The following is a 23,342-nucleotide window of genomic DNA, read 5'->3' on the forward strand; positions in this document are numbered from 1 at the left end:
GCGCCCGCGCGGGCGCGGCGCTTGGGGCTCGCCGAGAACTCGACACGTGCTCCCGCGGGCCTGTCCGGCTGCCGGGTCCTGGCCGCATGGAAACCCTCGTCTCGCGACGCCACGTCAAATCCTGTACAAATTGCGCCCGGTCAGATTCAGGGGCGCGGCTAAAAGGGGAGGATGCAATGATCGTCGTCGCAGGGATGAATGCGGGCGTATTTTATGCGCAGACGGAACAAGAAGTGGCGGCGCTCGTAGAGCACATCATGAACGATCTCATTCAGTCTGGTAGGACTCCGGACGGCTTCGAGATAATTCCGGAGAGGGCCGATGTCAGCATCGTCCCGGGGAAGTATCCGGAAGAAACAGACGAGAGGTGGCCGAGTAACTACCTGTACGTCTCGGTGAATACCCGCAGTGGCTATGGGGCACTGAAATGGTGGACGAACAAGGTTTCACCGGGGGCACCTGAAGATGACCTTTCTCAGTTCATCTGGACGTCAAGCAGTCCCAATCCGCCCTCATCTGACCCCATGTTGATCTCGGATCCCGGAACGCCCACGTACTACTCCCGGGAGGCTGCTATTCCAGTATCACAAGTCCGCAAAGCACTCGAAGAGTTCTGTCGAGATCGGACCGGTGAACGACCGAACAGCGTTTCCTGGCTACTGCTTGAGCAGACGGTATAGGAACTAGTGGATCCATCGGCAGTGCCGTGCTCTTGCGCTCTGCGAGGACACGGCACTGCGCCTGGGGAGTTCAGACCCTTTCACGACATCGGAACCCGGTGAGAATCGCCGACATGAATCCCCGTCGCACTGTTGTAAGAAAGCCTTGCCGACGCTGGTTACAGCAGGCGCTGGAGCCAGACGGGGACGAGGCCGGCCGCTCCGGTGCCGGCGCCGTAGCAGGCGCGGCGCTGGAGTGGCGAGGCGCCGTGTGCTGGCGGGTCAGCCCACCGCGAGACCTCCCCCGCCGGCCGGCCGTCACCAAGTTGGTCGGTAGCGCGACGGATCAGCCCGGGATCACTGCGCCCTCTGGCACGCCGAACCACTTTCCAGCGCCTCCGCCAGCCCGGCCGTCGGCGTCTGCGTCCTTACGTCGGCTGCCCAGGCCGTGAAGCTGTCCGGACGGACGAGGACCGCTGCCGGTTCCGTGCGGGACGGACAGCCGGCCGTCAGGGTGTCGACGCGGTCGGCATACCCCGCAGCGAGGGCCCGGAGCTCGGGTCGTCGGTGAGGTCGAGCAGGAGCGCCCGGCCGCCGTGGAGGCGGTCCGCGAGGCGGCCGCCGTCGGTGAGGTCGAGGTCCGGGGTGCTGAAGCCGGTCAGCGGGTGCTCGCCCGGCAGCTCGTACCGCACCCCGCCACCGTTGAGCCGCGCGGTGAGGTACGTGGTGCCCACGACCGTCCCCGCCAGGTCGCTGACGATCGCGCGCAGGGCCCGGGACTGCGGGTCCGGGCGCATGGCCGCGACCTGGGACCGGGTCCAGTCCAGGACCCACTCACCCACCAGGTGCCGCTCGGAGGTGTACGTGTCCAGCAGCCCTTCCGGCGCCCGGCCGCCGATCACCGCGGCGAGCTTCCAGCCGAGGTTCGTCGCGTCCCCGATGCCCGGGCTCAGCCCCTGGCTCCCGAACGCGGAGTGCACGTGCGCGGCGTCGCCCGCCAGCAGCACCCGGCCCTCGCGGTACTCGGTGACCTGGCGGGCGTGGTCGGTGCAGCGGGTCGCGGTCCGCACCCCGGTGATCGTGACGTCCACACCCGATACGCGGCGCAGCCGCACCTCGAGGTCCTCGGTGGTCACCGGCACGTCCCGGTCGGCCGGCGGGCCGCCGAACTCCACGGTGACCACGCAACCCGGCATCGGCCCATGGGTGGGCGTACACCCCGGTGTCCGTGGCGGTCCAGCCGACCTCCAGGTCCTCGGCGCCGGTCATCTCCACTACCGACTGGCCACAGGTGATTTCCTGGTCCGTACCGGGAAATTCGAACCTCGCGAGCTTGCAGACCGTGCTGCGGCCGCCGTCGCAGCCCACGAGCCAGCCTGCCCGGATGGCCCCGTGGCTGGTCCGTACGGTGACGGCTCCGTCATCCGCGTCGAAGCCGGTCAGCTCCACTCCCCGGCGCACGCCGACGCCGAGTTCGTCCGCCCGCCGAGCAGCCGCTCGATGTCCTGCTGCGCCACGAAAGCGATCTCGGCGGCGGGTCCGGCGTCGCCGAGGCCCGGCTCCGTACGGTAGAGCAGGCCGGCGCGCAGCATGATTCCGGCGAAGTGCCCGACGAACCCGAGCCCTTGGCCCGCAGCCCCGCCTCCGTCCCCGCCGTTCCGTTCACGCAAGAACGCCTGGAAACGGTCCATCGCCTGCCGCTGCACCTCGGCCAGCGCGGGCAGCATGCCCCGGCGGTAGAGCGCCTCGGCGCTGGGCGTGGTGATCGCCCCACCCTTGACCGTCGGGTCCGCTTCGGTGAGGCGCCCCAGGACGGCCACCCGCCCGCCTCCGAGCCGGAGTTCGCAGGCCAGCATCAGTCCGACCGGGCCGCCTCCGACCACCACTACGTCCGGAGAAACCCCCCACCCTCAGGCGAATCCCACGGAACGGTGCCGGACCGGTGGGTGTGGTCGGGGCCGGGGCTGCTGGGGCGATATCGGCCGGACCGGCGCGGGTGCAGCGCCGGGCGGCAGGATCCGCAAGGCGCGTACGACCGTCGGCCCGCCGTATTGTTGGCGGCCTTGTCGGCGGTACAGCATGTCGGACCCGCTGCGCCCGCCCAGATGATCGGGTCTGTCAGAGGGGGCCTTTAAGCTCCGTTCATGATCAGCGGGTGGTGTGCCCGCGCTGCGGGAAGGCGCTGAGTTGGACTGGTGGGACAGGAAGCCGGAGGACCGGGCGCGGTGGGTGCTCGACCCTCTGGTGGGGGTGGGGCCTCTGAGGTTTGGGATGGACTCCGACGAGGTGGAAGCCGCTCTGGGAGGCCCGCTCTACGGCGGCGGGCAGGTGGCGGCTGACGGTAGCTCCTGGAGCCGGTACCGGGAGACGGGGCTGACCTGCGTCTATGACCGGGGGATGATCCTGGTCGGCGTGGCGGTCGATGCTCTGGAAGGCCCGTTGGTCCGGGTCGGGGTGGTTGAGCTGATCGGCCGGGTTCCCTCCGAGGTGCGCGCCGAGATCCACGAACTCGCCCGCCGGGAGGGGACCCCGGTGCGGGTGAACTGGAGCGGGGACCCGGAGATCGTGGCCTGGGGGGTGTCCATGGACACCGCACAGGAGTGGGGACTGTCTGCCGATGGGCACCTGGGCCGGAAGGACTCGGTTCTCACCTCGGCCCTGTTCGTCGGGCCCGAACTCGCCAACGACCCCTATGCGACCGCGCCGATCATCCATTGGCGCGACGTCCGCGGGCGGGGGAAGAACCTGGGGGCCTGGCCGGTGACGCCCGACCACGACCGTCCGCGCTGGGAGTGGGTGCCGCTGGAGCAGGTGGGCCCGCTCCGCTTCGGGATGAGCCCGCCGGAGGTGGCGGCCGCACTCGACGGCGAGGTACCGGCCGGCCGGATGGGCCACTTCCCCTTCTGGTGGCACGGCAAGGACGGGCAGTGGAATCTCCACGAGGACCGCTTCGAGAAGACCGGCGTGAGCGCGCACTACTCGACCGGCCCGGACGGCATCCCGCGGCTGGGCGCGGTGACCGCCCACGGCCGCACCGGACCCCAGGTCCTCTACGCCGGCATCCCGCTGGTCGGCACGACACCCTCCGCCCTCGACGCGGCCCTGCTCCAGCATGTCGAGGACCACAACCTGGGCCTGCTCTTCAGCCCCAGCGGAGCAGCCCTCCCGGACGGGCTCAACCTGGACTTGGACACGACGAGAGTCGACGACGCCACGGTGAGCGAGGCCACGTTCTGTGCGGAACAATGGGAAATATAGGGCTGTACGCGGGCTGGCCCCTGCGGGCACAGCCCGCGTACACCGCGGGCAGGAGTTGTCCGATCGCGTCCGCGTGGTCGGACACCTCCCCCGTTGCGCAGACCTCGCCGTGGTGGTGCGAGAATCGGCCTGAAGCTGGGGAACCGCGTGGCGTCTGGGCGGAGTTCCCCATCCGGAACGCCAGGATGATCAGTTCCGTCGGGCCTCGCGGGAGATCGGCCGTCTGTTTCTGCGGGAGCTTCGGCGGGTGATGCACCTGGTCATGAGAGTGATCGCGGCAACGGACCATGTAGACCAGGCGCGGCATCGACGTCGCCGTCCGAGCGCCGCCCTTCTCCTTCGCCGGCTCGCGGGTGGCGACCAGGGCCTGCCGCGCGAGGTCGACCCTGCTCACCTCGGTGCTCACGCGATCACCGTCCCGGCCGTGTCGCCGTCCAGGGATCGAGCGGCGAATTCGGGCCGCTGGTCCGTGCATGGCGCGGCGGCAGTCAACTGAGTGCGGGCCGCAGCCTGAGCGCGCACCTGATCCAGGCGCGTCGCCAGCAGGTACTGCGCGGTGTGCTCCGCTCACTCGCCGTGTCGTCTGCTCTCGTCGCGGCGGTGACCGCGTCGGCGCCGTTCTGTGTGTGGTCCGGCCGGACAGCGGGTGTGCTGGTCCGGGGCTGGTCGATAGGCTCGGGCATCAGGGCCTGCCTTTTCGTGATTGTTGAGGTGGGCCTGACCCGTCCCGGAGCGCCAACTCAGCAGCACGGGCTGCTTGTTGGTCGCAGGAGCCTAGACGACCAGGGACGGCCCGCCGGCGGCGACGACCTGATCCGCGAATTCTGGGACGGCGGGAACGGTCTGTCGTACCGGCAGATCGCGGCTCGACTGGACGTGAAGACGAGCATGGTGCAGGCAGTGTTTCGCGGGAAGGGATCAGGAACGACCCGCCCGCGTGTGAACGAGTCAGAGGAGCAGGCGTGACCGACTACCACTACGTCATCACCATACGGTTCGAAGAACACGGCGGTGTGGTGACCCGTACGACGAGCGGCGTCCTTGGCGCTTCTGCCGGCGACACCCGAATGACCCTGTACGGAAGAGCGTTCGCTGATGCCTGCCGGTCTGCAGACACCAACGCCTACTACGCGTCGGTGCTGTTCTTCGAACTCCAGCGGAATGATCTGGTATGACCGCGGATGACCTGGTGCAGTGGCTGCGTGCCCAGCTCGACGAGGATGAGCGGATCGCTGGCAGGTTCGGGGTGACGGTGCGGTGGGCGCCAACTCCTCGCACTGGCCCGTCGCCTACACCGACAGCCACCGCGCGAGCGCGGACTGCCGTCACATCGCCGCGCATGATCCGGCGCGAGCGCTGCGGGAGATCGACGCCAAACGGCAGATCCTCGCCCTCCACATCCAGGAGGACACCGGAGCGGAGGGATGCATCGAGTACCTGGACCAGTACGGGTGGCAGAGCTGGATGCCTCTGGCCCGGCTCAAGTGCGCGATCTGCGGACTGGCGGAACCAGACGGCAAGGGGATCCCCTGCACGACGCTGCGCGTGCTCGCGCTCCCGTACGCGGACCGGGACGGCTACCGCTACGAATGGCGGCCGTATCTCCCGCCGGCGCCTGGGACGGCCGACGGGGCCCGGTCCGAGGCGGACTCCGGGCGGGCAGGCGCTGCTGGCCACTGACACACAGCACGACGCCGAGATGTAGTCCGGCGTGCGGGGCGTGCCCGCCCGGATGAAGGTCACCACCCGCAAGGGCGAGCTGCCAGCACCGCTGCGAAGCGGACGGGGCCCTCAGCGTGGTGTGGTGTCGGTGGCCAACTAGAATTCCCCGACCGCGACCAGCTGACGGGGGGACATGTGGCCACACCCGAGCTCACTGTCGGTGACGACCATGTGGATGTGAATCTCGCAAGGAGGCGCAGCGATGTCCGTCGTGCACCTGGTCGCCAGTCGCCCGGAATTCGTGTGGGAACTGCGCACCTCAGCCGGACCGGTCGGTCACGCCGAGGCCCTGGACGGCGAGTCGGTGTGGATCACCCGGATCATCGTCCAACCGAGCCATCGAGGACACGGATACGCCAGTCTCCTCTTGCACGCTGTCCTTGACTACTTCCCCGACACCGTCGTTGGCCTCGCGGCGTGCCCTCTCCCAACTCCAGAACCTGGCCTCGATCGCGAGGAGCTGCGCGCCTGGTATACACACCACGGCTTCGTCTCCGCTCCGCTGAGCAACGATCCAGACCGCATGCTCCGCCCGCCCACCCCGTGACAGGTACCCACCGTGCCCAGCCGATCGGAGGCGGGGGAGTTGGCCGCTGGCGGGGACCGCCTGTGGGGAGGTGCTGGCCAGGCGCGGTTGACGAGGACCTTGTCAGCGGCGTTCGGCCCGGTGCTGGCGGACAGCACCTGCACTCCCCAGTCAGTGCCTGCCTGGATTCGGGGCGGATGCGCGAGGGCGGGCCGGCTGAGACCACGCGGGCGTGTGCGGGGATGTGCCGGAGACGGGCGTCGGACGTCGACCGCTGCTGGCGGTCCTTCTTCCGGCGTTTCGACCTTGAGCACACGTTCCGCCTACTCAAGCAGACACTCGGCTGGGCCAAGCCCCGGCTTCGCAGTTCGGATGCGGCCGACCGGTGGACCTGGTTGGTGATCGCCGCCTACGCCCAACTCCGGCGCGCCCGACCACTGGCCACCGACCTCCGCAGGCCCTGGGAGAAACCGACCGAGCCGAACAGGCTCACCGACTGCCCCTTGACAAACGCGACGGCAGTACTCAGGGGTTGAGGCTTGTAGGCCCGCATGTTGAGGTGTCGCGTGTTCCAGCTTGGACGACCCTCTTTAGTCACTCTGGGTGACGAGAACGGTGTCCGTGGTTCGTCTTCGGACGGATAAGTTCACCGTGGTGTGTTCGAGTCACTTCTGGAGGAGTCACCGGTGGACATTGTCGCGATTATGGAGGCGCTGGCCGAACAGGGCATAACCGTGCTGTTCAAGGCTGATGCTGAGCGGATGGCAGAGAGGCGAAAGCCCTGGACGTTCGTGGCCAGTGGCGCCCCCTTGCGGGACGACATCCTCGTGCGTACAGATGCTGCGTCGGTGGAGCAGTGCCTCGAAGCGTGCTTGCCCCGCCTGCGCGAACTGGGCTTCACGTTTCCGGCCTGGGTAGTCCCAGCTCGGACACCCGGGAGCAAGTAACCCACCAGTAGGTTCCGGAGGCTCAGCCTTTGCGGCGTGCGGCGTCGACTCGGTCGCCCGCCACGTCGCCGAACTCGACCCCGCCGCACTCCGGCGCACGTGACTCTTCGCCCCAATGACCAAACGCCTCACCCGCGAAGGCCCCCACACCGCCTGGACGAAAGGCCGACGGCCTGATTCTGTTGCCATCAAGGTACTACTTGGTCATTCCGGTGGCACCAGATCTGCAGCAGCACCCGCCAGTCCTCCTTCGCCTCTGGCGCTATCAGTTCGTTCGCTGTGGGCTATCCCCGTCGCTCTCCGCCGCCAGACTCCGCACATGTGCTTCTGCCTCAGCCAGAAGTTGACCAGGGACCAGCCAATAGTCGTAAATACCACCCTGCGCGGAGTTGTATCCGCAGAGCACGGCCACGCCCGTGCCAAGGCGATCCTTAAGCTCGCTGGCCAGCCAGCCGACAAAGCCGCTGTTGTCGGATGCAGCCGGAAAGTGAAAGGCGAAGACGCCGAAGACCTCAGCCTCGCTGCCCTGCGCCGGCTCGAGAACAGACCAGCTCTCCTCGTCACGCACCAGAGCAAGGGCGTCGGCGGACGACTGCGGTACCGGCCCTGCCGGGTACTCGTGATACGCCCAATGCCCGGACAACACTCTGAAAGTGGCCTCTGCGAGCACTCGACGCAGACGCCTACGAGTTTCCTGGGGTGTTTCGTAGCTAACGCTGACCATAGATCGTTCAACCGAGCGCATCACTCCGAGATTCCCAAGTTGAATCGGCGCTGGCGTATATGCAGGAGCTGATCGCTCCGCTGGAGCGGCCGGCCTGCTTCGGACCTCATCCCGCAGGAGGGCACCTGGTCGTTGGTCAAACGCGACATGGGCAACTTGGCCGCCGCTGACCTCAGCCAGGTCACCCGCGCCGTGAAACGCAAGCCCAAGACGCTCCAGTACCGGCCGGAGGTGATCGACGGCTGCCTGGCGGGTACTGGCCTGACCCTATCGGCGTGATCCTCAGAAGTAGCCGAAGAAGCGATTCCACCAGCTGGGCCGCTGAACATGCGAGGGCAGCCGGCTCGGCCCGTCGTAGTCGCTCTCCAGCAGTTCCTCGGCAACCACGACATAGCCGAGCTCGACCAGCGCCCGGTTGACCCTGGCGAGGTCGGCGCCGTCCAGCTCGCCCTCAGCCTGCGCCTCTTCCGTCCCGAGGAAGGCTCCGGGGTTGTCCGCGCACACCAAGGCCAGTGAGCCGAACTTGCTCACGCAGACGACGATCCGGGTTCCGCGTACAGTCGCGTCTCCGGGAACGACGACACGTCCGTACTCGCTGGAGTCCTGAGTGTCCTGCTCAGCCATGCATCGAGTTGCGAAGTCACCTTCGAGTCGGGCCACCAGAGCGCCGAAGCGGACGGCGCTCTCGCCACGGTTGTAGGACTGCGGCCACTCCAGCCACTCCGGATCATCAAGGTCGCGCAACAACGTCAGCAGATCCGCTTCGCTCTCGGTCATGCGTTCATCTTGTCGGGACACCCGCTCGCTGACGGGCTCGGGGTACCACCGCGCTCACCGTTCGCCCGACATCACCCGTTCAAGTTCAGTAGTTGCCGGCGTCCCATTGGAGTACAGCAGCCACCGGGGTGAGTTCGTCGATACGGGCCAAGTGCTTGCCGTACGCGGCCTCGGCTGCCCCGCCAGCCCATCGGGCCTTTGGGCTATTCCTCTTGTCTTTGGGCGGGGCGGTTGCATGCGGTGTGGTTCGGGGTGCTACCGGGTTCATCCCGCTCTGGCGGCGTTCATTCGGGTTCGGCGGTCATTTGTTTTTGAGGTTTGTTTTCCACCCCCCGAGCCGAGCGGATCTATGGAAAATGTTGCGCGAACTTAGAACACCGCAATTCCTGCGGTCGGCGGCGCCGATTACCGTCGACCATCGCGGTAACCCGCAGAGCTTCGCGGAACACGTCAACCCCGCACGCTCCCCGGGTTCGGGAAGAATTCTGAGTAGTGGAGATAGCGCGGGAGGCCGGGGTCGCCCGCGCTAGCGGGATGCGGCCAGGTCGGACATCACCGTCGTAGGCTTGCCTGGAGGGAGGGTCGGCTTCCCGGGTCGGGGGGGGAAGACGCGTGGCCGAGCAACTCGTCACCGGGGTGGAGCACGTGATTTCCTGCGCGGTGCAGGTGAGCGGTGGCTGGTGCCACATCGGCCTCGCGCGGACCCGTTGGAGCATCGTCGACGGGCGCCGCGCGACGAATGCCCGGCCCCGCCGTTACACCGCGCGGTGGATGGGCCCGGTCCTCTCCGAGGAGTACGCCGAACTCGTCGGTATCTGCGCCGCTTTGCTGGCGGTCCGGGGCGGGGAGGCGGCCGTCGCCTACGTCTCGGCGGCGGCACACGCTCTGGTGGCCGAGGCAATCGCCGACGCCTCCTGGGTGAAACTGCCCGCCGAGGTCGACGAGGAGCGGGTTCGCTCGGCGCTCCGCCGGCTGGTGGTCCTGCCGACGGGCGAGCCGCGCGATCAGAGTGCCCGCCGCTATCCCCGGCAGCGGAACCAGTGCGAAGTCCTGCTCCAGGCCGCGCTCGCGACTGGCGCGGAGATCCCGACGCTGGCGAAGGTCACGGCGGAGATCCGTCAGGGCGTGCGGGCCAGCAGCGGCATCCCCGCATCCACCACGGGACTCGCGGGCTACACGACGGATTTCAGTGTCACCGGCAACCCGACATGCGCCATAGTCCCTACCGATGTCCATGGACGGCCTGCCGCGACCGTCCATGTCGTCCGGCTTCCGGCGGCCCTCCGCGACAACCAGTGGGGCGAAACCGCGGCTGTCCTGCTGGCCTTCATCCACGCCCGCCGCAGTGGATTCGGCCAGGCCGCGTTCTACACCGACGCGGCGAGCGTGATCAGCCGACTGCGCGATCTCACTCTCCTGCGCCGCTACAGCCCGCCCGAACCGGTCCCCGCCCTCCTGGGACACCGGGTGATCCGCCGCGTCCGTGGCATCGACGCGCACTGGATATCCCGCTCAAGCACCCCGGCCCAGGCCGCCGCCGACCAGGCCGCACGCCATGCCAGCCGGACCGGTCAGGTCACCCTCACGGGAACCAGTGAGATCGCCCTGGATTCCTTCCTCCCCGCGGCCGCGGTCCGCGACGACGCTCGCTGACCCCGCCGGGCCCCCATGGCTCCGGCACCGTCCCCGTCTCGGTACCGACGGCTCCGACATCCTCTGCCCGGGGAGGGTGCCCGGTACGGACCGAGAGCCGACGGAGGCGCAGGATCCGGACCGGTGCTGTCCAGCCGGGCGAGTGAGGCGGCGTTTCATGCTGACGCCGGCAGCGGAGCCCGCTGCGGCACCGCGGTCGCCGTCCCGGCCTGCCGTGGACAGGCCCGACGCACGGCTTCGGCCGCCTCCACGGCCTGGAGCGCGGCGAAGGCGAGCACGGATGTCGCGTCCAGCTCACCCGGCTCCACCATCGCCATGAACTCGCCCTGTATCTTCGAGATGTCGGCCGCCAGCGATTCCCGGACGCGGTCGGTGACGGCGGCGGCGTCGGCCGCGTCGGTCAGGTCGGCCGCCCAGGTCGCCGCGACCAGTCCGCCCTCCATGACCAGGACCTCGGTCCGGCGCCGGTAGCCGCACGTCTCGCACAGCCCGGCCGCCCGCTGCTGCCCGCAGGCCGCGCACGCCAGGTCCTGGCGCACCGCGTCAGCGGCCGGCCCGTGGCGTGGCGCTCACATTCCGCTCGCCCCGGCACCAGCCGCACGGGCTGCGTCCCGTCATGCCTGCTCCGCGCGAGCCTGCTCACGCGGTCCTGGGGATCATCCGAGCGCATCGCGCGCGGCAATCGGGTCAAGCAGTGCATATACAGGTTCTTTCCGGTGGCTCTTTCGGGACGATGCGGCGGCGGGACCGTGACACGCGCGGTCCGTCCCCTCCGCCCTGGGAGGCCCCATGAGGAAACGCGCAGCCGTGCTGTGCGCCGCCGCAGTCGTCGTGGCCGGTACGGTGACGGCGCTGCCCGCCGAGGCCGGCGCCGGTCCCCCACCCCTGGCGTGGAAGAAGTGCGGTACCACCGCCTACCCGACGCTCCAGTGCGCGTCGCTGGAGGTGCCCCTCGACCACGACGCCCCGCAGGGCCGCCAGATCACGCTGGCGCTGTCCCGGGTCCCGCACACCGCGAAGAAGTCCCAGGGCCCCCTCCTGGTCAACCCCGGCGGGCCGGGCGGCAGCGGTCTCACCCTCGCCGGTTTCGTCGCGTCGGCGCTGCCCGCGAAGGTCGCCGCGCAGTACGACATCATCGGCTTCGACCCGCGCGGGGTGGGCAGGAGCAGCCCGGCGATCACCTGCTCACCGGGCCACTTCGACCCGGTCCGCCCCAACTCGCTGCCGACCAGGCCCGCGATCGAACGGGACAACCTCGCGCGCGTGCGGTCCTTCGCCGACGCGTGCGGCAAGAAGTACGCGACCGTCCTGCCGCACCTCGACACGGTCAGCGCCGCACGGGACATGGACCTGATCCGCACCGCCCTGGGCGCCGAGCGGATCAATTACTTCGGCTACTCGTACGGGACCTATCTCGGCGCGGTCTACGCCAAGCTCTTCCCGGAGCGGGTACGGCGGGCCGTGCTGGACTCGATCGTCGACCCCACGGGCGTCTGGTACGAGGACAATCTCGCCCAGGACCACGCCTTCGGCGCCCGCCACCGCGCCTTCCTGGCCTGGGTCGCCCGGCACGACGCCACCTACCGGCTCGGCACCGACCCCGCGCGCGTGGAGGGGGCCTGGTACGAGATGCGCGCCGCGCTGGCCGAACGTCCCGCGCGGGACGTCGTCGGCGCCTCGGAACTGGAGGACACCTTCCTGCCGGGCGGCTACTTCAACGGTTACTGGCCCTATCTCGCACAGGCGTTCGCCGCGTATGTGAACGACAAGGACGACGGCCCGCTGTTCGAGGCGTACGAGAACTTCGGCGCCGTGGACGCGGCGGGCGACAACGGCTACAGCGTGTACACGGCGGTGCAGTGCCGGGACGCGCGCTGGCCGCGTGAGTGGGGGCGGTGGCGCGCGGACAACTGGGCGGCGTACTCGAAGGCGCCCTTCATGACCTGGAACAACGCCTGGTACAACGCGCCGTGCGCGTTCTGGCCGGCCGAGTCGCTGCGGCCGGTGGACGTGGCCAACAGCGAGCTGCCACCGGTCCTGCTCTTCCAGGCCACCGACGACGCGGCCACCCCGTACGAGGGCGGTGCGACGGTCCACCGGCTGCTGCGCGGCTCCAGCCTGGTCGTCGAGGAGGGCGGCGGGAATCACGGCATCTCCCTGAGCGGCAACGCCTGTCTCGACCGGCATCTGGCGGCCTATCTGACCGACGGCACGGTGCCGCGCGGGCGGGGCACGGCCGACGCGGTGTGCGAGGCGTCCCCGGAGCCGGAGCCGACGACGACCAAGGCGGTCAGCGGGTCCACGAACGGGGCGACGCTGCATGGGCTGCTGAGGTTTCGGGGCTGAGGGGGGCGGGGGCGAGCCTGGGGGCGGGTGTTGGGGGTGGCCGCTGGAGGGCCGCCGGGGTGGATGCCCACCGGGGGCGCCCGCCGGGGGGGATGCCCGCCAGGGGACCTGGCGGAGTCGTCCGTCAGAGCACGTCTGCCAGAAGGCGCCCGTCGAGAGGCGTCCGTCAGGGGATGCCCGTGGGGACATCTGCCGGAAGGGGTCCACCGGAAGGTGCTCGTCAGATGCGCCCGCCAGGGGACAACTGCCGGAGGCGTCTGCCGGAAGTCGTCCGCGAACGGTGCCCGTCGCGGGGCGTCCAGCGAAGGGCATCCGCCGGGGGCGCCCGGTGGGGCGGCGGCTGCCGGAGGCGTTGTCAGAGCCGTGATCCATGATGGGGGCATGAGTGAGCTGACGAGGATTGCCGTCCCGGACGGGGTCGCCCCCGCCGCCCAGTACGCGCATGTGGTGATGGGCAGCGGCCAGTTCGTGGCCGTGGCCGGGCAGATCGCGCTGGACGAGCGCGGGGAGCTGGTGGGGGAGGGCGATCCGGCCGCCCAGGCCCGCCAGGTCTTCGAGAATCTGCGCCGCTGCCTCGCCGCGGCGGGCGCCGGATTCGAGGACGTCGTCAAACTCACCTACTTCCTCACGGACATGGCCCACCTGCCGGCCGTCCGTGAGGCCCGCGCCGCGCACATACCCGACGACCGGCTCCCGGCGGCCTCGGCGGTCCGGGTCGCCGGGCTGGTGCGGCCCGAGTTCCTGATGGAGATCGAGGCGTTCGCGATGGTGGGCGAGCGATGACCGGATCCGTGCGGGAGATGACCCCGGCGGACTGCGGCCGGGTCGCCGAGATCCGCGCCGCGGGCTGGCGGTCCGCCTACCGGGGCCTGATGCCCCAGCCGTACCTCGACGCCCTGGACCCCGCCGAGGACGCCGAGCGCCACCGCGCGCGGCTCGCCCGGCGCGGCCGTGCCGTGGTCGACCTGGTGGCCGAGCGGGACGGCGAGGTGCTCGGCTGGGCCTGCCACGGCCCCTACCGGGACGGCGAGGCGCACACCCCGGACGCCGAGCTGTACGCGATCTACGTCGACCCGGCGCGGTCCGGCGAGGGCATCGGCCACACCCTGCTGCGGGAGTCCCTGCGCGGCTGCACGGCCGCCGGGTACCCCCGGATGCTGCTCTGGGTGGTGAAGGGCAACGCCCCCGCGCGGCGCTTCTACGAACGGTCGGGTTTCCGGGCGGACGGCACTGAGGAGCCGTCCGAGGTCGCGGGGACGGAGGTGCCGGAGGTGCGGTACGTGAGAGAGCTGACGGACTGAATCCCCCGGGCCGCGCCGGAGCGCCTCACCGCTGTTCCGGGATCCGGGCCAGCGCCCCCAGCGCCGCATGCGCCAGGGTCGGGTGGGTGAGGGCCCGGCGCAGTACGGGCCGGGCGCGGGTGTCACCGAGGGCGCCCAGTCCCTCCACACAGGCCAGGGCCACCCGGTGGTAGGGATCGTGGGGGCGGAGCCGGCGCTCCAGGGTGGTGACGAGGGCCGGGACGGACTCGGGGGCGCGTAACGCGGTGAGCAGCCGGACCGGGTGCAGGGCGTAGGTGACGCGCAGTTCGTTGGTGGCGAGGGTCGCCGCCGCGCGGGCCGTACGGGGGTCGCCGAGCCGGGCGAGGGCGTGCGCGGCGGAGGCGCAGCGGGGTGGGTCGCGGTGGTTGAGGAGCAGTACAAGGGCCTCGAAGGCCCGCCGGTCACCGGCCACCCCCAGCCGGTACGCGGCCAGTTCCCTGGCCCACAGGGGCTGGCCGGGGGCGGTGAGCACCTCCGCCAGTTCGTCGTGGTCGGCGCTCGCCGTCAGCCGTTCGTAGAGCGCCGAACGGGCCGATTCCTGGCGCAGCCGCTCCAGGACCGACCGCTGCGCCTGTTCCGCTTCCTCCATGACCCCGCATCACTCCGGTCGCTAGGGAACACCATTGACATACCCGGCGGGGCCCCGGCCACCCCGGCGGAAGCGACTCCGCCGGGCGCGACAGGGGGCGCACGCGCCGGTCCGTGACGAGGTCAACTCGGCGCGGGGGCTTGGGGACACGGGGTCAAGGGATCCGTGTCTGGGAGCACGTACCCCCAGGCGACAACGGGGGCCGTGTGCAGGGCACGGGGAGGCAGAGAGGCCGCTCGGAGGCACGAGGGGCGCCCGGTCCGCAAGTCCTCCCCGCTCCATCGTTCGGTTGAATCCCGCTTCCACCTCCCATCCGCCCCGCTCGCCGTACGGGCGACGCGGCGGGGGCGGCTGCCGCAGCAGAATCGCCGCGACGGACGGCGCCGTCCCCGACATCCCCCAGCCAGCAGCGAGGTGTTCACCATGTCCAGCCAGTTCAGCCGACGGAAGATGCTCGGCGCGGGAGCCGGGGTCGGCGCCGCCCTCGGGCTCGGGACGCTCGGTGCCTCGGGCGCCCGGGCGGCCACCGCGAGCGCCTCCGGCACCGTCGCGGAGGAGACCCGGTCGCTCGACGCGTTGTACGAGGCGGCGATGGCGGAGGGCGGCAAGTTCGTCGCGTACTTCGGCGGGGACTACGCGACCATGCACGACGGCATCAAGAACGCCTTCCTGGCGCGCTTCCCCGAGATCGACTTCACAGTGGTCGTGGACTTCAGCAAGTACCACGACGTCCGGCTCGACAACCAGCTCGCCACCGACACCCTGGTCCCCGACCTGGTGCAGTTCCAGACGCTGCACGACTTCACGCGCTGGGACAAGGAGGGTCACCTGCTGCGCTACAAGCCGGCCGGGTTCTCCAAGGTGCACAGCGGCTTCAAGGCGTCGAACGGTTCGTCCGTCGCGGTGATCGCGAACTCCTTCAGCTACGTCCAGAATGTCGCGGCCGTCGGCGCGGACGCCCCCCGCACCCCCCTCGAACTGCTCGACCCGAAGTGGAAGGGCCGGCTCGCGGCCCGCTACCCGCACGACGACGACGCGGCCCTGTACCTGTTCGTGCGGTACGTGGAGCGCTACGGCTGGGACTGGGCGGCGGGATTCGCGGCGCAGGACGTGCGGTTCCTGCGGGGCGCGCTGCCGCTGGACGTGACCGCCAGGGGCGAGAAGGACATCGCGGTCGGCGTGGGCAGTTCGCCGGTCGCCACCTCGGCCCCGCTGCGGCTGACGATCCCGGACGGCGACCACCCGTTCATGGCGTGGGGCCAGCGCGCCGCGATCCTCAAGCAGGCGAAGAACCCGGCCGCCGCCAAGCTGTACCTGAACTGGCAGCTGTCGGCCGAACGGCAGAGGCTGATGCCCTGGACCGTGCGCACGGACGTGCCGGCACAGCCCGGGCTCAAGCATGTCTGGGAGTACCCGGCCGCGGATGTGAACGGCTTCCCGAAGTTCATGGCCGACCGGTACCTGGTGGAGCGGTGGAAGCAGACCTTCGCCCTGTACTTCGGCGAGGTCGTGGGCGATTCCCCTCCGGGCTGGCTGGGCCTGCACCCGGGCGCCTGACCGCGCCCTCCGCCCCGCTCTTCACGTCGGTCATATGAGCCGACGGCTACCCTCGGGCGCCTGATTGCCGGGCCGAGAACGCCGAGGGGATGTGCCGTGTCCGACCGCCCCACCGCGTCCGACCGTCTCACCGTTGCCGACCGTCTCACCGGGTCCAACCGCCCCACCGTTTCCGTCCGTGGCCCGCGGCTCTCCCTGGACCATGTGTCACATCTGGTGTTCCTCCTGGTGGTCGGCGCCGGTCTGGTGCGCGCCGCGCGGTTCGCCCTGCCGTTGTGCTGGTACATCGTGGCGTTCAGCGCGCTGCTGGCGCTGGTGTACGCGGGCGGGCCCGGCCTGCTGAGGCGGTTCGGACGGCACGGCTGGGTTCCGCTGCTGGTGCTGCTGTGGAGCGGGCTGCTGTACATCGCGCCGTCGATACTGACTCCGGCGTATGTGTGGTGCGGGGTCCCGCTGGCCTGTGCGGCGCTGCGGGTGCTCGGCCCGCGCCGGGCGACGGCGGCGGTGGCCGTGATCACGCTCGTGATCGTGGTGGCGCTGCTGCGGTCGGACACGCTGTTCAGCTCGGAGCTGGTGGTCATCCCGGTCGCGGCGGTCTGGGGCACGGTCGCCCTCTACCGCACCCAGCAGCGGGACGCGGCGCTGCGCCAGCGGCTGGTGGACGAGTTGCGCGCCACGCGGGACGTCGTCGCCCGGCAGCAGCGCCGGGCCGGCGTCCAGGCGGAGCGCACCCGGATCGCCCGCGATCTGCACGACACGCTGGCCCAGGACCTCTCCGGCGGCCTGATGCTGCTCCAGGCCGCCGAGCGGGACTGGGACGCCCGCCCGGACGTGGCCCGTACCCGGGTCCGGGCCGTGGCCGACGGCCTGGACGCCAATCTCGCCGAGACCCGCCGCATCCTGCGCGACCTGACGGCCGCCGTCGTCGACGCCCCCGGCCTGGACGACGCCCTGCGTGAGCTGTGTGCCCGCGCGGGCGAGGACGGGACCGCCGCCCAGGTCCGCTTCCACTCCCTCGGCGAACCCCGGCCGGTGCTGGACGAGCGGGCGGCCACCGCCCTGTTCCGGGTCGCCCAGAGCACCCTCGCGAACGTCCGGGAGCACGCCGACGCCCTGCACGCGACGGTCACCCTGCACCACGGCCCCGACCGCCTCGCCCTCGAAGTCCGTGACGACGGCGTCGGTTTCGACCCCGCCGACGTCCGCAGGGCCGTCCCGGCGCCGGGTCACGGCCTCGGCCTGCCGACCGCCCACGCCCGGCTGCGCGAGTGCGGCGGCACCCTCGACATCACCAGCGCGCCGGGCCGGGGCACGGTGATCCGCGCCTCGGTCTCGGTACGCCCCCGCACCCGCCCGCCGGTGGCCGAGGCGACGGCATGACACCCCACCCGTCCGGCCCGTCCGGCCCACGCCTGCGTCTCCTCGTCGCCGACGACCACACCGTCGTCCGTGCCGGGCTGCGCGCCCTCCTCGAAGGCGAGCCCGACCTCGATGTGGTCGGTGAGGCAGGGACCGGGGAGGAGGCCGTCGAACTGGCGGCGCGCACGGACCCGGACGTCGTCCTGATGGATCTGCGGTTCGGCGGTCCGGGCGGCGGGATCGACGGTACGGAGGCGGTGCGGCGGCTGGCCGTGGCGGCGCCCCGCGTGGCCGTGGTCATGCTGACCAGCTATACCGGACGGGCCGATGTGGTGCGGGCGCTGGAGGCCGGTGCGCGGGGTTACGTACCGAAGGCGGGGGCGCCGCAGGAGTTGTTCCGGGCGGTGCGGGCGGCGGCCGGCGGCTCGGTGGGGCTCGCGCCGGAGATCGTGGGGGAACTGGTCGGCCAAGTGGTCGACCCGGAGCGGGCGTTGACCGACCGGGAGGCGGAGGTGATCCGGCTCGTGGCGCGCGGGCTCAGCAATCGGGGCATCGCCGGGGAGCTGTTCCTGAGCGAGGCCACGGTCAAGACCCACCTCGTGCGCATCTACCGCAAGCTGGGTGTCGACAATCGCCCGGCGGCGGTGTCGGAGGCGGTACGCCGGGGGATCCTCGAACTGACCTGAAGCGCAAGGCGGCGGCCCGTATCCATCGAGGGCGAGGCGCAGGCCACATTTCAGGGGGCTGGCGCGCTCGTTACCCACCGGTTAGGCTCAGACGAGCGAGTTACCCACTCGTACCCCGCTCGCGGTGGCCTGGTGACGCAGCCGCCGTGAGGGACATCGGTTCGGTGCTCTGGGTGCCTCGGGTCGGCGAGACCCCGGACACCATCAGCGCCACCAGAACCGCAGGACGACCCGGCCACGGGACAGGGCCGGTCGGATTCCGCCGTTCCCGGACGTGTGCGCGTCCGGCGCCACGGCATCGGGCGTGTGCGCTCAGCAGCCCGGACTCACCCGCAAGCACTGTGCACCTCTCGCATGCACCGGTTTCCATCCGCAGCATCGTGCACCCCCCCCGTTCACCCATGCCCCTTCCGCACCCCGGCGTGCCCCTCGGCGCATCCGGGGGCGTTCCCAGTCGTCACCCTCACCTCTGGAGAGTCCGCGATGGCCACTCCCCTGTCCCCTACTTCCCTTGCTTCCCTCACTTCCGTGACGTCCACCACGTCCCCGCACTCCCCTGCGTCTCCGCTGCGGACCGTCGCCGTGGTCGGTCTCGGCACCATGGGCACCGGTATCGCCGAGGTGCTGCTCCGGGCCGGCCGTACCGTGATCGGCATCGACATCGGTGAGGCCCAGGTCGCGCAGTGGGTCGCCGCGCTGGAGTCGGCGACGGCCCGTGCCGTGACGCGCGGGCGGCTGAGCGAACAGGAGCGCGCCGAGGCCCTCGGCCGACTGCGCACCGGCACCGATCTGCGCGCGGCGGCCGACGCCGATCTGGTGATCGAGGTGGCGCCGGAGTCGTACGAGATCAAGCAGCGGATCTTCCGGGAGCTGGACGGGATCGTGCGGCCGGAGGCGGTCCTGGCGACCGGGACCAACGCGCTGTCGGTGACCCGGCTGGCCGCCGACTCCGCGCGGCCGGAGCGGGTGCTCGGCGTGCACTTCTTCAACCCGGCGCAGGCGATGCGGCTGGTGGAGGTGGTGTCGTCGGTGCTCACCGCGCCGGCCGCGGTCAGCGCGGTCACCCAGCTCGCCCTCGATCTGGGCAAGGAGCCAGTGGCGGTCGGGGACCGGCCCGGGTTCGTCGCGGACGGGCTGCTGTTCGGCTATCTCAACCAGGCCGCCGCGATGTACGAGGCCCGGTACGCGTCCCGCGAGGACATCGACGCGGCGATGCAGCTCGGCTGCGGGCTGCCCATGGGCCCGCTGGCGCTGCTGGACCTGATCGGCGTCGACACCGCCCGGACCGTGCTGGAGGCGATGTACGCCGAGTCGCGCGACCGGCTGCACGCGCCCGCGCCGATCCTGGGGCAGCTCAGCGAGGCGGGCCTGACCGGCCGTAAGGCGGGGCGCGGTTTCTACACGTACGAGGCGCCGTGCGGCTCGGTCGTCGTGCCGGACGCGCTCACCCCGGCCGCCGACGCCGGCCGGACCCCCGGCCGCGTGGTCCGCTCGGTCGGTGTGGCCGGGTCCGGGACCATGGCGTCCGGTATCGCGGAGGTGTTCGCGAAGGCGGGCTACGACGTGATCCTCGCGGCCCGTACCGAGGAGAGGGCGCAGGCCGCCCGGGGCCGGATCGGCGCGTCCCTGGCCCGCTCGGTGGGCAAGGGCCGGATGACCGCCGAGGCGGCGGCGCGGACGCTGGACCGGATCACGCCCGCCGGGTCCTACGACGCCTTCGCGGACGTGGAGCTGGCGGTGGAGGCGGTCGCCGAGGACCTGGAGGTCAAGCGGCAGTTGTTCGCGACGCTGGACAAGGTGTGCAAGCCGGGCGCGGTGCTGGCCACCACCACCTCGTCCCTGCCGGTCGTCGCCTGCGCGCGGGCCACCTCCCGGCCGCAGGACGTCATCGGCATGCACTTCTTCAACCCGGCCCCGGCGATGAAGCTGGTCGAGGTGGTCCGCACGGTCCTGACGGCGGACGACGTGCACGCGACCGTGCGCGAGGTGTGCGGGACGCTGCGCAAGCATCCGGTGGACTGCGGTGACCGGGCCGGTTTCATCGTCAACGCGCTGCTGTTCCCGTATCTCAACAACGCGATCAAGATGGTCCAGGACCACTACGCCTCGCTGGACGAGATCGACGCGGCGATGAAGCTGGGCGGCGGCTATCCGATGGGCCCGTTCGAGCTGCTGGACGTGGTCGGCCTGGATGTGTCGCTGGCGATCGAGAAGGTGCTGCACCGCGAGTTCCGGGAGCCGGGCCTGGCCCCGGCACCGCTGCTGGAGCACCTGGTGGCCGCGGGGTGCCTCGGCCGGAAGACGGGCCGCGGCTTCCGCGAGTATGCCCGGCGCTGAGGGGTCCGGCGAACGCCCCGGCGGTGACGGGCCCGGCGAGCGGCCGGGCGCCGACAGGCCGGGCGAGCGGCCGGGCGCCGACCGTCCCGAGGCGGAGCGTCGCGGCGGACGGCTGAGCGACCGGCTCGGGGAATGGTTCGGGGCGGGGGCCGAGTGGGGCGGACTGCTCGCCCCGGCCACCACTTCCCCACCCCCGGCCACCAGTCCCCCACCCCCCAAGGGCGGGGGAAACCCCCGGCACGCGCATCAAGCTGCGCACATGCAGTACGTTCGGGTCATGTCCCAGCCCGCCAAGTCCTCACGTACCCCCGCCACGTCCGACGCACCGGAGAGTGCGGCGGGCAGCCGTGCCGCGAGCCAGCGGCTGAAAATGCGCCGGGAACTGGCGGCGGCGGCGATGGAGCTGTTCGCGACCAAGGGGTACGAGGCGACCACCGTCGACGAGATCGCGGCCCAGGCCGGGGTGGCCCGCCGCACCTTCTTCCGGCACTTCCGCTCCAAGGAAGAGGCGATCTTCCCCGACCACGACGACACCCTGATCCGCGCGGAGGCCGTGCTGAACGCGGCCCCGGCGCACGAGCATCCGCTCGACACGGTGTGCCGCGGCATCAAGGAAGTCATGAAGATGTACGCGGCCCGCCCGGAGATCTCGGTCGCCCGCTACAAGCTGACGCGCGAGGTGCCCACCCTGCGCGAGGCCGAGATCGCGTCGGTGGCCCGCTACGAGCGCCTGTTCACCCGCTATCTGCTCGGCCACTTCGACGAGCACGCGCACGACGACGACGCCAACGACGACCCGCTGCTCGCGGAGGTCGCCGCGTCCGCCGTGGTCACCGCCCACAATCACGTCCTGCGGCGCTGGCTGCGGGCCGGTGGACAGGGCGATGTGGAGAGCCAGCTCGACCACGCCTTCGCGATCGTCCGCAAGACGTTCGGCTCGGGCATCATGGCGGGCCGTACCGCCCCCGCGAGGCCGGCCGCCGCGACCGTCTCCACCCAGGGCGAGGTACTGGTGACGGTGGCGCGCACGGACGCCCCGCTGGACGAGGTGATGCGGACCATCGAGGAGGCGCTGAAGGAGCGCTGAACCGTTTCCCGACCGGCACAGTCCCGACCGGCACCGTGATGACCGGCACCGTGATGACGGCCACCCCCACCGGGTGGCCGTTTTGCCATGTCAGGGCCTGTTTTCCACCGGCTCTACACCCTCATTCGATCGATCATCGCTCATTTGTAACGTAAAGATTTCATTCGAGCGAAATTTCTGGCACCGAGTGCCTTGTCAGCTGTCACGGGGTGCCATACGTTGAAGAGGTCCGGGCGGCCGGCGCACAACGACCATTCGTGCGGCGGCTGTCCCAGCAGGCCAGTCGGCCCGCTCGCCCGGACGCCTGCGTCACAGGCAACCTCCCGCGCCACAAAGCGCTGCCGAACAAACCGTCCGCCGAACCGGCGGCACCCCTCACCCCTCAGCAGCACACCGACGTAACCCTCAGCGCCCCTCCCTCAGGGCGCCTTTCGCCGGAGGCACACCGTGACCGTGAAGGACATCCTGGACGCGATCCAGTCGCCCGACGCCACACCGGCCGACTTCGCCGCACTGCCGCTCCCCGAGTCGTACCGCGCGATCACCGTGCACAAGGACGAGACGGAGCTGTTCGCGGGTATGGAGACCCGCGACAAGGACCCCCGCAAGTCGGTCCACCTCGACGACGTCCCGGTGCCCGAACTCGGGCCCGGCGAGGCACTGGTGGCCGTCATGGCATCGAGTGTCAACTACAACTCGGTGTGGACCTCGATCTTCGAGCCACTGCCCACCTTCGCCTTCCTGGAGCGCTACGGCCGGCTGAGCGAGCTGACCCGGCGCCACGACCTGCCGTACCACATCATCGGCTCCGACCTCGCGGGCGTCGTCCTGCGCACCGGCCCCGGCGTCAACGCCTGGCAGCCCGGCGACGAGGTGGTGGCGCACTGTCTCTCCGTCGAGCTGGAGTCGTCCGACGGGCACAACGACACCATGCTCGACCCCGAGCAGCGCATCTGGGGCTTCGAGACCAACTTCGGCGGCCTCGCCGAGATCGCGCTGGTCAAGTCCAACCAGCTGATGCCCAAGCCGGACCATCTGAGCTGGGAGGAGGCCGCGGCTCCCGGCCTGGTCAATTCCACCGCCTACCGCCAGCTCGTCTCGCGCAACGGCGCCGGGATGAAGCAGGGCGACAACGTGCTGATCTGGGGCGCGAGCGGCGGCCTCGGCTCGTACGCCACCCAGTTCGCGCTCGCGGGCGGCGCCAACCCGATCTGTGTCGTCTCCAGTGAGCGCAAGGCGGACATCTGCCGGGCGATGGGCGCGACCGCGATCATCGACCGCACCGCCGAGGGATACCGGTTCTGGCAGGACGAGCACCACCAGGACCCCCGGGAGTGGAAGCGCTTCGGCCAGCGGATCCGGGAACTGACCGGCGGCGAGGACGTCGACATCGTCTTCGAGCACCCGGGCCGGGAGACCTTCGGCGCCTCGGTGTACGTGACCCGCAAGGGCGGCACCATCGTCACCTGCGCCTCCACCTCCGGCTACCAGCACGAGTACGACAACCGCTACCTCTGGATGTCACTGAAGCGGATCGTCGGCTCGCACTTCGCCAACTACCGCGAGGCATGGGAGGCCAACCGGCTGGTCGCCAAGGGCAAGATCCACCCCACCCTGTCCAAGGTGTACTCCCTGGAGGAGACCGGCCAGGCCGCCTACGACGTCCACCGCAATCTGCATCAGGGCAAGGTCGGCGTCCTGTGCCTGGCGCCGGGGGACGGGCTCGGGGTGCGCGACGAGGAGAAGCGCGCCCTGCACATCGACGCCATCAACCGCTTCCGCAACGTCTGAGG

Annotated in this window: 22 protein-coding genes and 2 pseudogenes; 19 read left to right on the forward strand and 5 right to left on the reverse strand. The window is 70.7% G+C overall.

Annotated features, from left to right (window positions below; all coding sequences use genetic code 11):
- Nucleotides 1-176: 176 nt before the first annotated feature.
- Nucleotides 177-680 carry an Imm1 family immunity protein gene (locus tag ACFXAZ_RS02000; RefSeq protein ID WP_384583607.1) on the forward strand — a complete coding sequence of 168 codons (504 nt, stop codon included), beginning with the start codon at nt 177-179 and terminating at the stop codon, nt 678-680.
- A 325-nt stretch (nt 681-1,005) separates the two neighbouring features.
- Here ACFXAZ_RS02000 and ACFXAZ_RS02005 read toward each other — a convergent pair.
- A pseudogene (locus ACFXAZ_RS02005) lies at nt 1,006-2,515 on the reverse strand (FAD-dependent monooxygenase).
- A gap of 415 nt (nt 2,516-2,930) precedes the next feature.
- Between ACFXAZ_RS02005 and ACFXAZ_RS02010 the strand changes: the two are divergent.
- From ACFXAZ_RS02010 to ACFXAZ_RS02040, 7 genes and pseudogenes are all read left to right on the forward strand, one after another.
- Nucleotides 2,931-3,917 carry a hypothetical protein gene (locus ACFXAZ_RS02010; RefSeq protein ID WP_384583610.1) on the forward strand — a complete coding sequence of 329 codons (987 nt, stop codon included), beginning with the start codon at nt 2,931-2,933 and terminating at the stop codon, nt 3,915-3,917.
- Between the two features lie 576 nt (nt 3,918-4,493).
- Nucleotides 4,494-4,883 (forward strand): hypothetical protein, encoded by a 390-nt coding sequence (locus tag ACFXAZ_RS02015; protein WP_384583613.1) that lies wholly within the window; start codon nt 4,494-4,496, stop codon nt 4,881-4,883.
- Entirely contained in the window at nt 4,880-5,092 is a 213-nt protein-coding gene (locus ACFXAZ_RS02020) for a hypothetical protein (protein WP_384583616.1), read from the forward strand. Before ACFXAZ_RS02015 ends, ACFXAZ_RS02020 begins: the two co-directional genes overlap by 4 nt.
- A gap of 82 nt (nt 5,093-5,174) precedes the next feature.
- The gene (locus ACFXAZ_RS02025) at nt 5,175-5,597 is read left to right on the forward strand and encodes a DUF6221 family protein (RefSeq protein ID WP_384583619.1); all 423 of its coding nucleotides are present in this window, start codon (nt 5,175-5,177) and stop codon (nt 5,595-5,597) included.
- A 244-nt stretch (nt 5,598-5,841) separates the two neighbouring features.
- Nucleotides 5,842-6,186: a GNAT family N-acetyltransferase gene (locus tag ACFXAZ_RS02030; protein WP_384583622.1), complete on the forward strand. Its 345-nt coding sequence runs from the start codon at nt 5,842-5,844 to the stop codon at nt 6,184-6,186.
- Between the two features lie 239 nt (nt 6,187-6,425).
- A pseudogene (locus ACFXAZ_RS02035) lies at nt 6,426-6,659 on the forward strand (transposase); the annotation flags it as partial.
- 192 nt (nt 6,660-6,851) lie between these two features.
- A complete protein-coding gene (locus ACFXAZ_RS02040) occupies nt 6,852-7,112 on the forward strand; it encodes a hypothetical protein (RefSeq protein ID WP_384583626.1) in 261 nt (86 codons plus the stop codon).
- Between the two features lie 265 nt (nt 7,113-7,377).
- Here ACFXAZ_RS02040 and ACFXAZ_RS02045 read toward each other — a convergent pair whose 3' ends face one another.
- Nucleotides 7,378-7,857, reverse strand: coding sequence for a DUF6196 family protein (locus ACFXAZ_RS02045; protein ID WP_384583629.1), 480 nt, complete (start codon nt 7,855-7,857; stop codon nt 7,378-7,380).
- A 126-nt stretch (nt 7,858-7,983) separates the two neighbouring features.
- Between ACFXAZ_RS02045 and ACFXAZ_RS02050 the strand changes: the two genes are divergently transcribed.
- The gene (locus ACFXAZ_RS02050; protein WP_384583632.1) at nt 7,984-8,115 is read left to right on the forward strand and encodes a hypothetical protein; all 132 of its coding nucleotides are present in this window, start codon (nt 7,984-7,986) and stop codon (nt 8,113-8,115) included.
- Nucleotides 8,116-8,118: 3 nt separating this feature from the next.
- Here ACFXAZ_RS02050 and ACFXAZ_RS02055 read toward each other — a convergent pair whose 3' ends face one another.
- Nucleotides 8,119-8,613: a hypothetical protein gene (locus tag ACFXAZ_RS02055; protein ID WP_384583635.1), complete on the reverse strand. Its 495-nt coding sequence runs from the start codon at nt 8,611-8,613 to the stop codon at nt 8,119-8,121.
- A gap of 612 nt (nt 8,614-9,225) precedes the next feature.
- On the opposite strand from ACFXAZ_RS02055, the gene ACFXAZ_RS02060 reads away from it, so the two are divergent.
- Nucleotides 9,226-10,266, forward strand: coding sequence for a hypothetical protein (locus ACFXAZ_RS02060; protein WP_384583638.1), 1,041 nt, complete (start codon nt 9,226-9,228; stop codon nt 10,264-10,266).
- 155 nt (nt 10,267-10,421) lie between these two features.
- Here the strand turns inward: ACFXAZ_RS02060 and ACFXAZ_RS02065 are convergent, their stop codons facing one another.
- The gene (locus ACFXAZ_RS02065) at nt 10,422-10,805 is read right to left on the reverse strand and encodes a hypothetical protein (RefSeq protein ID WP_384583641.1); all 384 of its coding nucleotides are present in this window, start codon (nt 10,803-10,805) and stop codon (nt 10,422-10,424) included.
- Between the two features lie 250 nt (nt 10,806-11,055).
- Here ACFXAZ_RS02065 and ACFXAZ_RS02070 point away from each other — a divergent pair, with 250 nt between their 5' ends.
- The 3 genes from ACFXAZ_RS02070 (at nt 11,056) to ACFXAZ_RS02080 (ending at nt 13,913) form a co-directional block, all read left to right on the forward strand.
- The gene (locus ACFXAZ_RS02070; protein WP_384583643.1) at nt 11,056-12,612 is read left to right on the forward strand and encodes an alpha/beta hydrolase; all 1,557 of its coding nucleotides are present in this window, start codon (nt 11,056-11,058) and stop codon (nt 12,610-12,612) included.
- A gap of 381 nt (nt 12,613-12,993) precedes the next feature.
- The gene (locus ACFXAZ_RS02075) at nt 12,994-13,395 is read left to right on the forward strand and encodes a RidA family protein (RefSeq protein WP_384583647.1); all 402 of its coding nucleotides are present in this window, start codon (nt 12,994-12,996) and stop codon (nt 13,393-13,395) included.
- On the forward strand, nt 13,392-13,913 hold the full coding sequence (locus ACFXAZ_RS02080) for a GNAT family N-acetyltransferase (RefSeq protein WP_384583650.1): 522 nt from the start codon (nt 13,392-13,394) through the stop codon (nt 13,911-13,913). The genes ACFXAZ_RS02075 and ACFXAZ_RS02080 overlap by 4 nt, the downstream gene beginning before the upstream one ends.
- 25 nt (nt 13,914-13,938) lie before the next feature.
- Here ACFXAZ_RS02080 and ACFXAZ_RS02085 read toward each other — a convergent pair whose 3' ends face one another.
- Nucleotides 13,939-14,523, reverse strand: coding sequence for an adenylosuccinate lyase (locus ACFXAZ_RS02085; protein ID WP_384583654.1), 585 nt, complete (start codon nt 14,521-14,523; stop codon nt 13,939-13,941).
- Nucleotides 14,524-14,946: 423 nt separating this feature from the next.
- Here ACFXAZ_RS02085 and ACFXAZ_RS02090 point away from each other — a divergent pair, with 423 nt between their 5' ends.
- The 6 genes from ACFXAZ_RS02090 to ccrA all read left to right on the forward strand — a co-directional run bounded on the left by ACFXAZ_RS02090 (nt 14,947) and on the right by ccrA (nt 23,340).
- Nucleotides 14,947-16,080, forward strand: a complete 1,134-nt coding sequence (locus ACFXAZ_RS02090; RefSeq protein WP_384583657.1) for an ABC transporter substrate-binding protein — start codon at nt 14,947-14,949, stop codon at nt 16,078-16,080.
- A 96-nt stretch (nt 16,081-16,176) separates the two neighbouring features.
- On the forward strand, nt 16,177-17,460 hold the full coding sequence (locus tag ACFXAZ_RS02095) for a sensor histidine kinase (protein WP_384583660.1): 1,284 nt from the start codon (nt 16,177-16,179) through the stop codon (nt 17,458-17,460).
- On the forward strand, nt 17,457-18,125 hold the full coding sequence (locus tag ACFXAZ_RS02100) for a response regulator (RefSeq protein WP_384583663.1): 669 nt from the start codon (nt 17,457-17,459) through the stop codon (nt 18,123-18,125). Before ACFXAZ_RS02095 ends, ACFXAZ_RS02100 begins: the two co-directional genes overlap by 4 nt.
- 483 nt (nt 18,126-18,608) lie before the next feature.
- A complete protein-coding gene (locus ACFXAZ_RS02105) occupies nt 18,609-20,462 on the forward strand; it encodes a 3-hydroxyacyl-CoA dehydrogenase family protein (protein WP_384583666.1) in 1,854 nt (617 codons plus the stop codon).
- Between the two features lie 277 nt (nt 20,463-20,739).
- Nucleotides 20,740-21,549 carry a TetR family transcriptional regulator gene (locus ACFXAZ_RS02110; RefSeq protein ID WP_382692171.1) on the forward strand — a complete coding sequence of 270 codons (810 nt, stop codon included), beginning with the start codon at nt 20,740-20,742 and terminating at the stop codon, nt 21,547-21,549.
- Nucleotides 21,550-21,996: 447 nt separating this feature from the next.
- Nucleotides 21,997-23,340: a crotonyl-CoA carboxylase/reductase gene (gene ccrA / locus ACFXAZ_RS02115; protein WP_384583669.1), complete on the forward strand. Its 1,344-nt coding sequence runs from the start codon at nt 21,997-21,999 to the stop codon at nt 23,338-23,340.
- Nucleotides 23,341-23,342: the final 2 nt, after the last annotated feature.

Source organism: Streptomyces sp. NPDC059477, assembly GCF_042749375.1.
Lineage (GTDB): Bacteria > Actinomycetota > Actinomycetes > Streptomycetales > Streptomycetaceae > Streptomyces.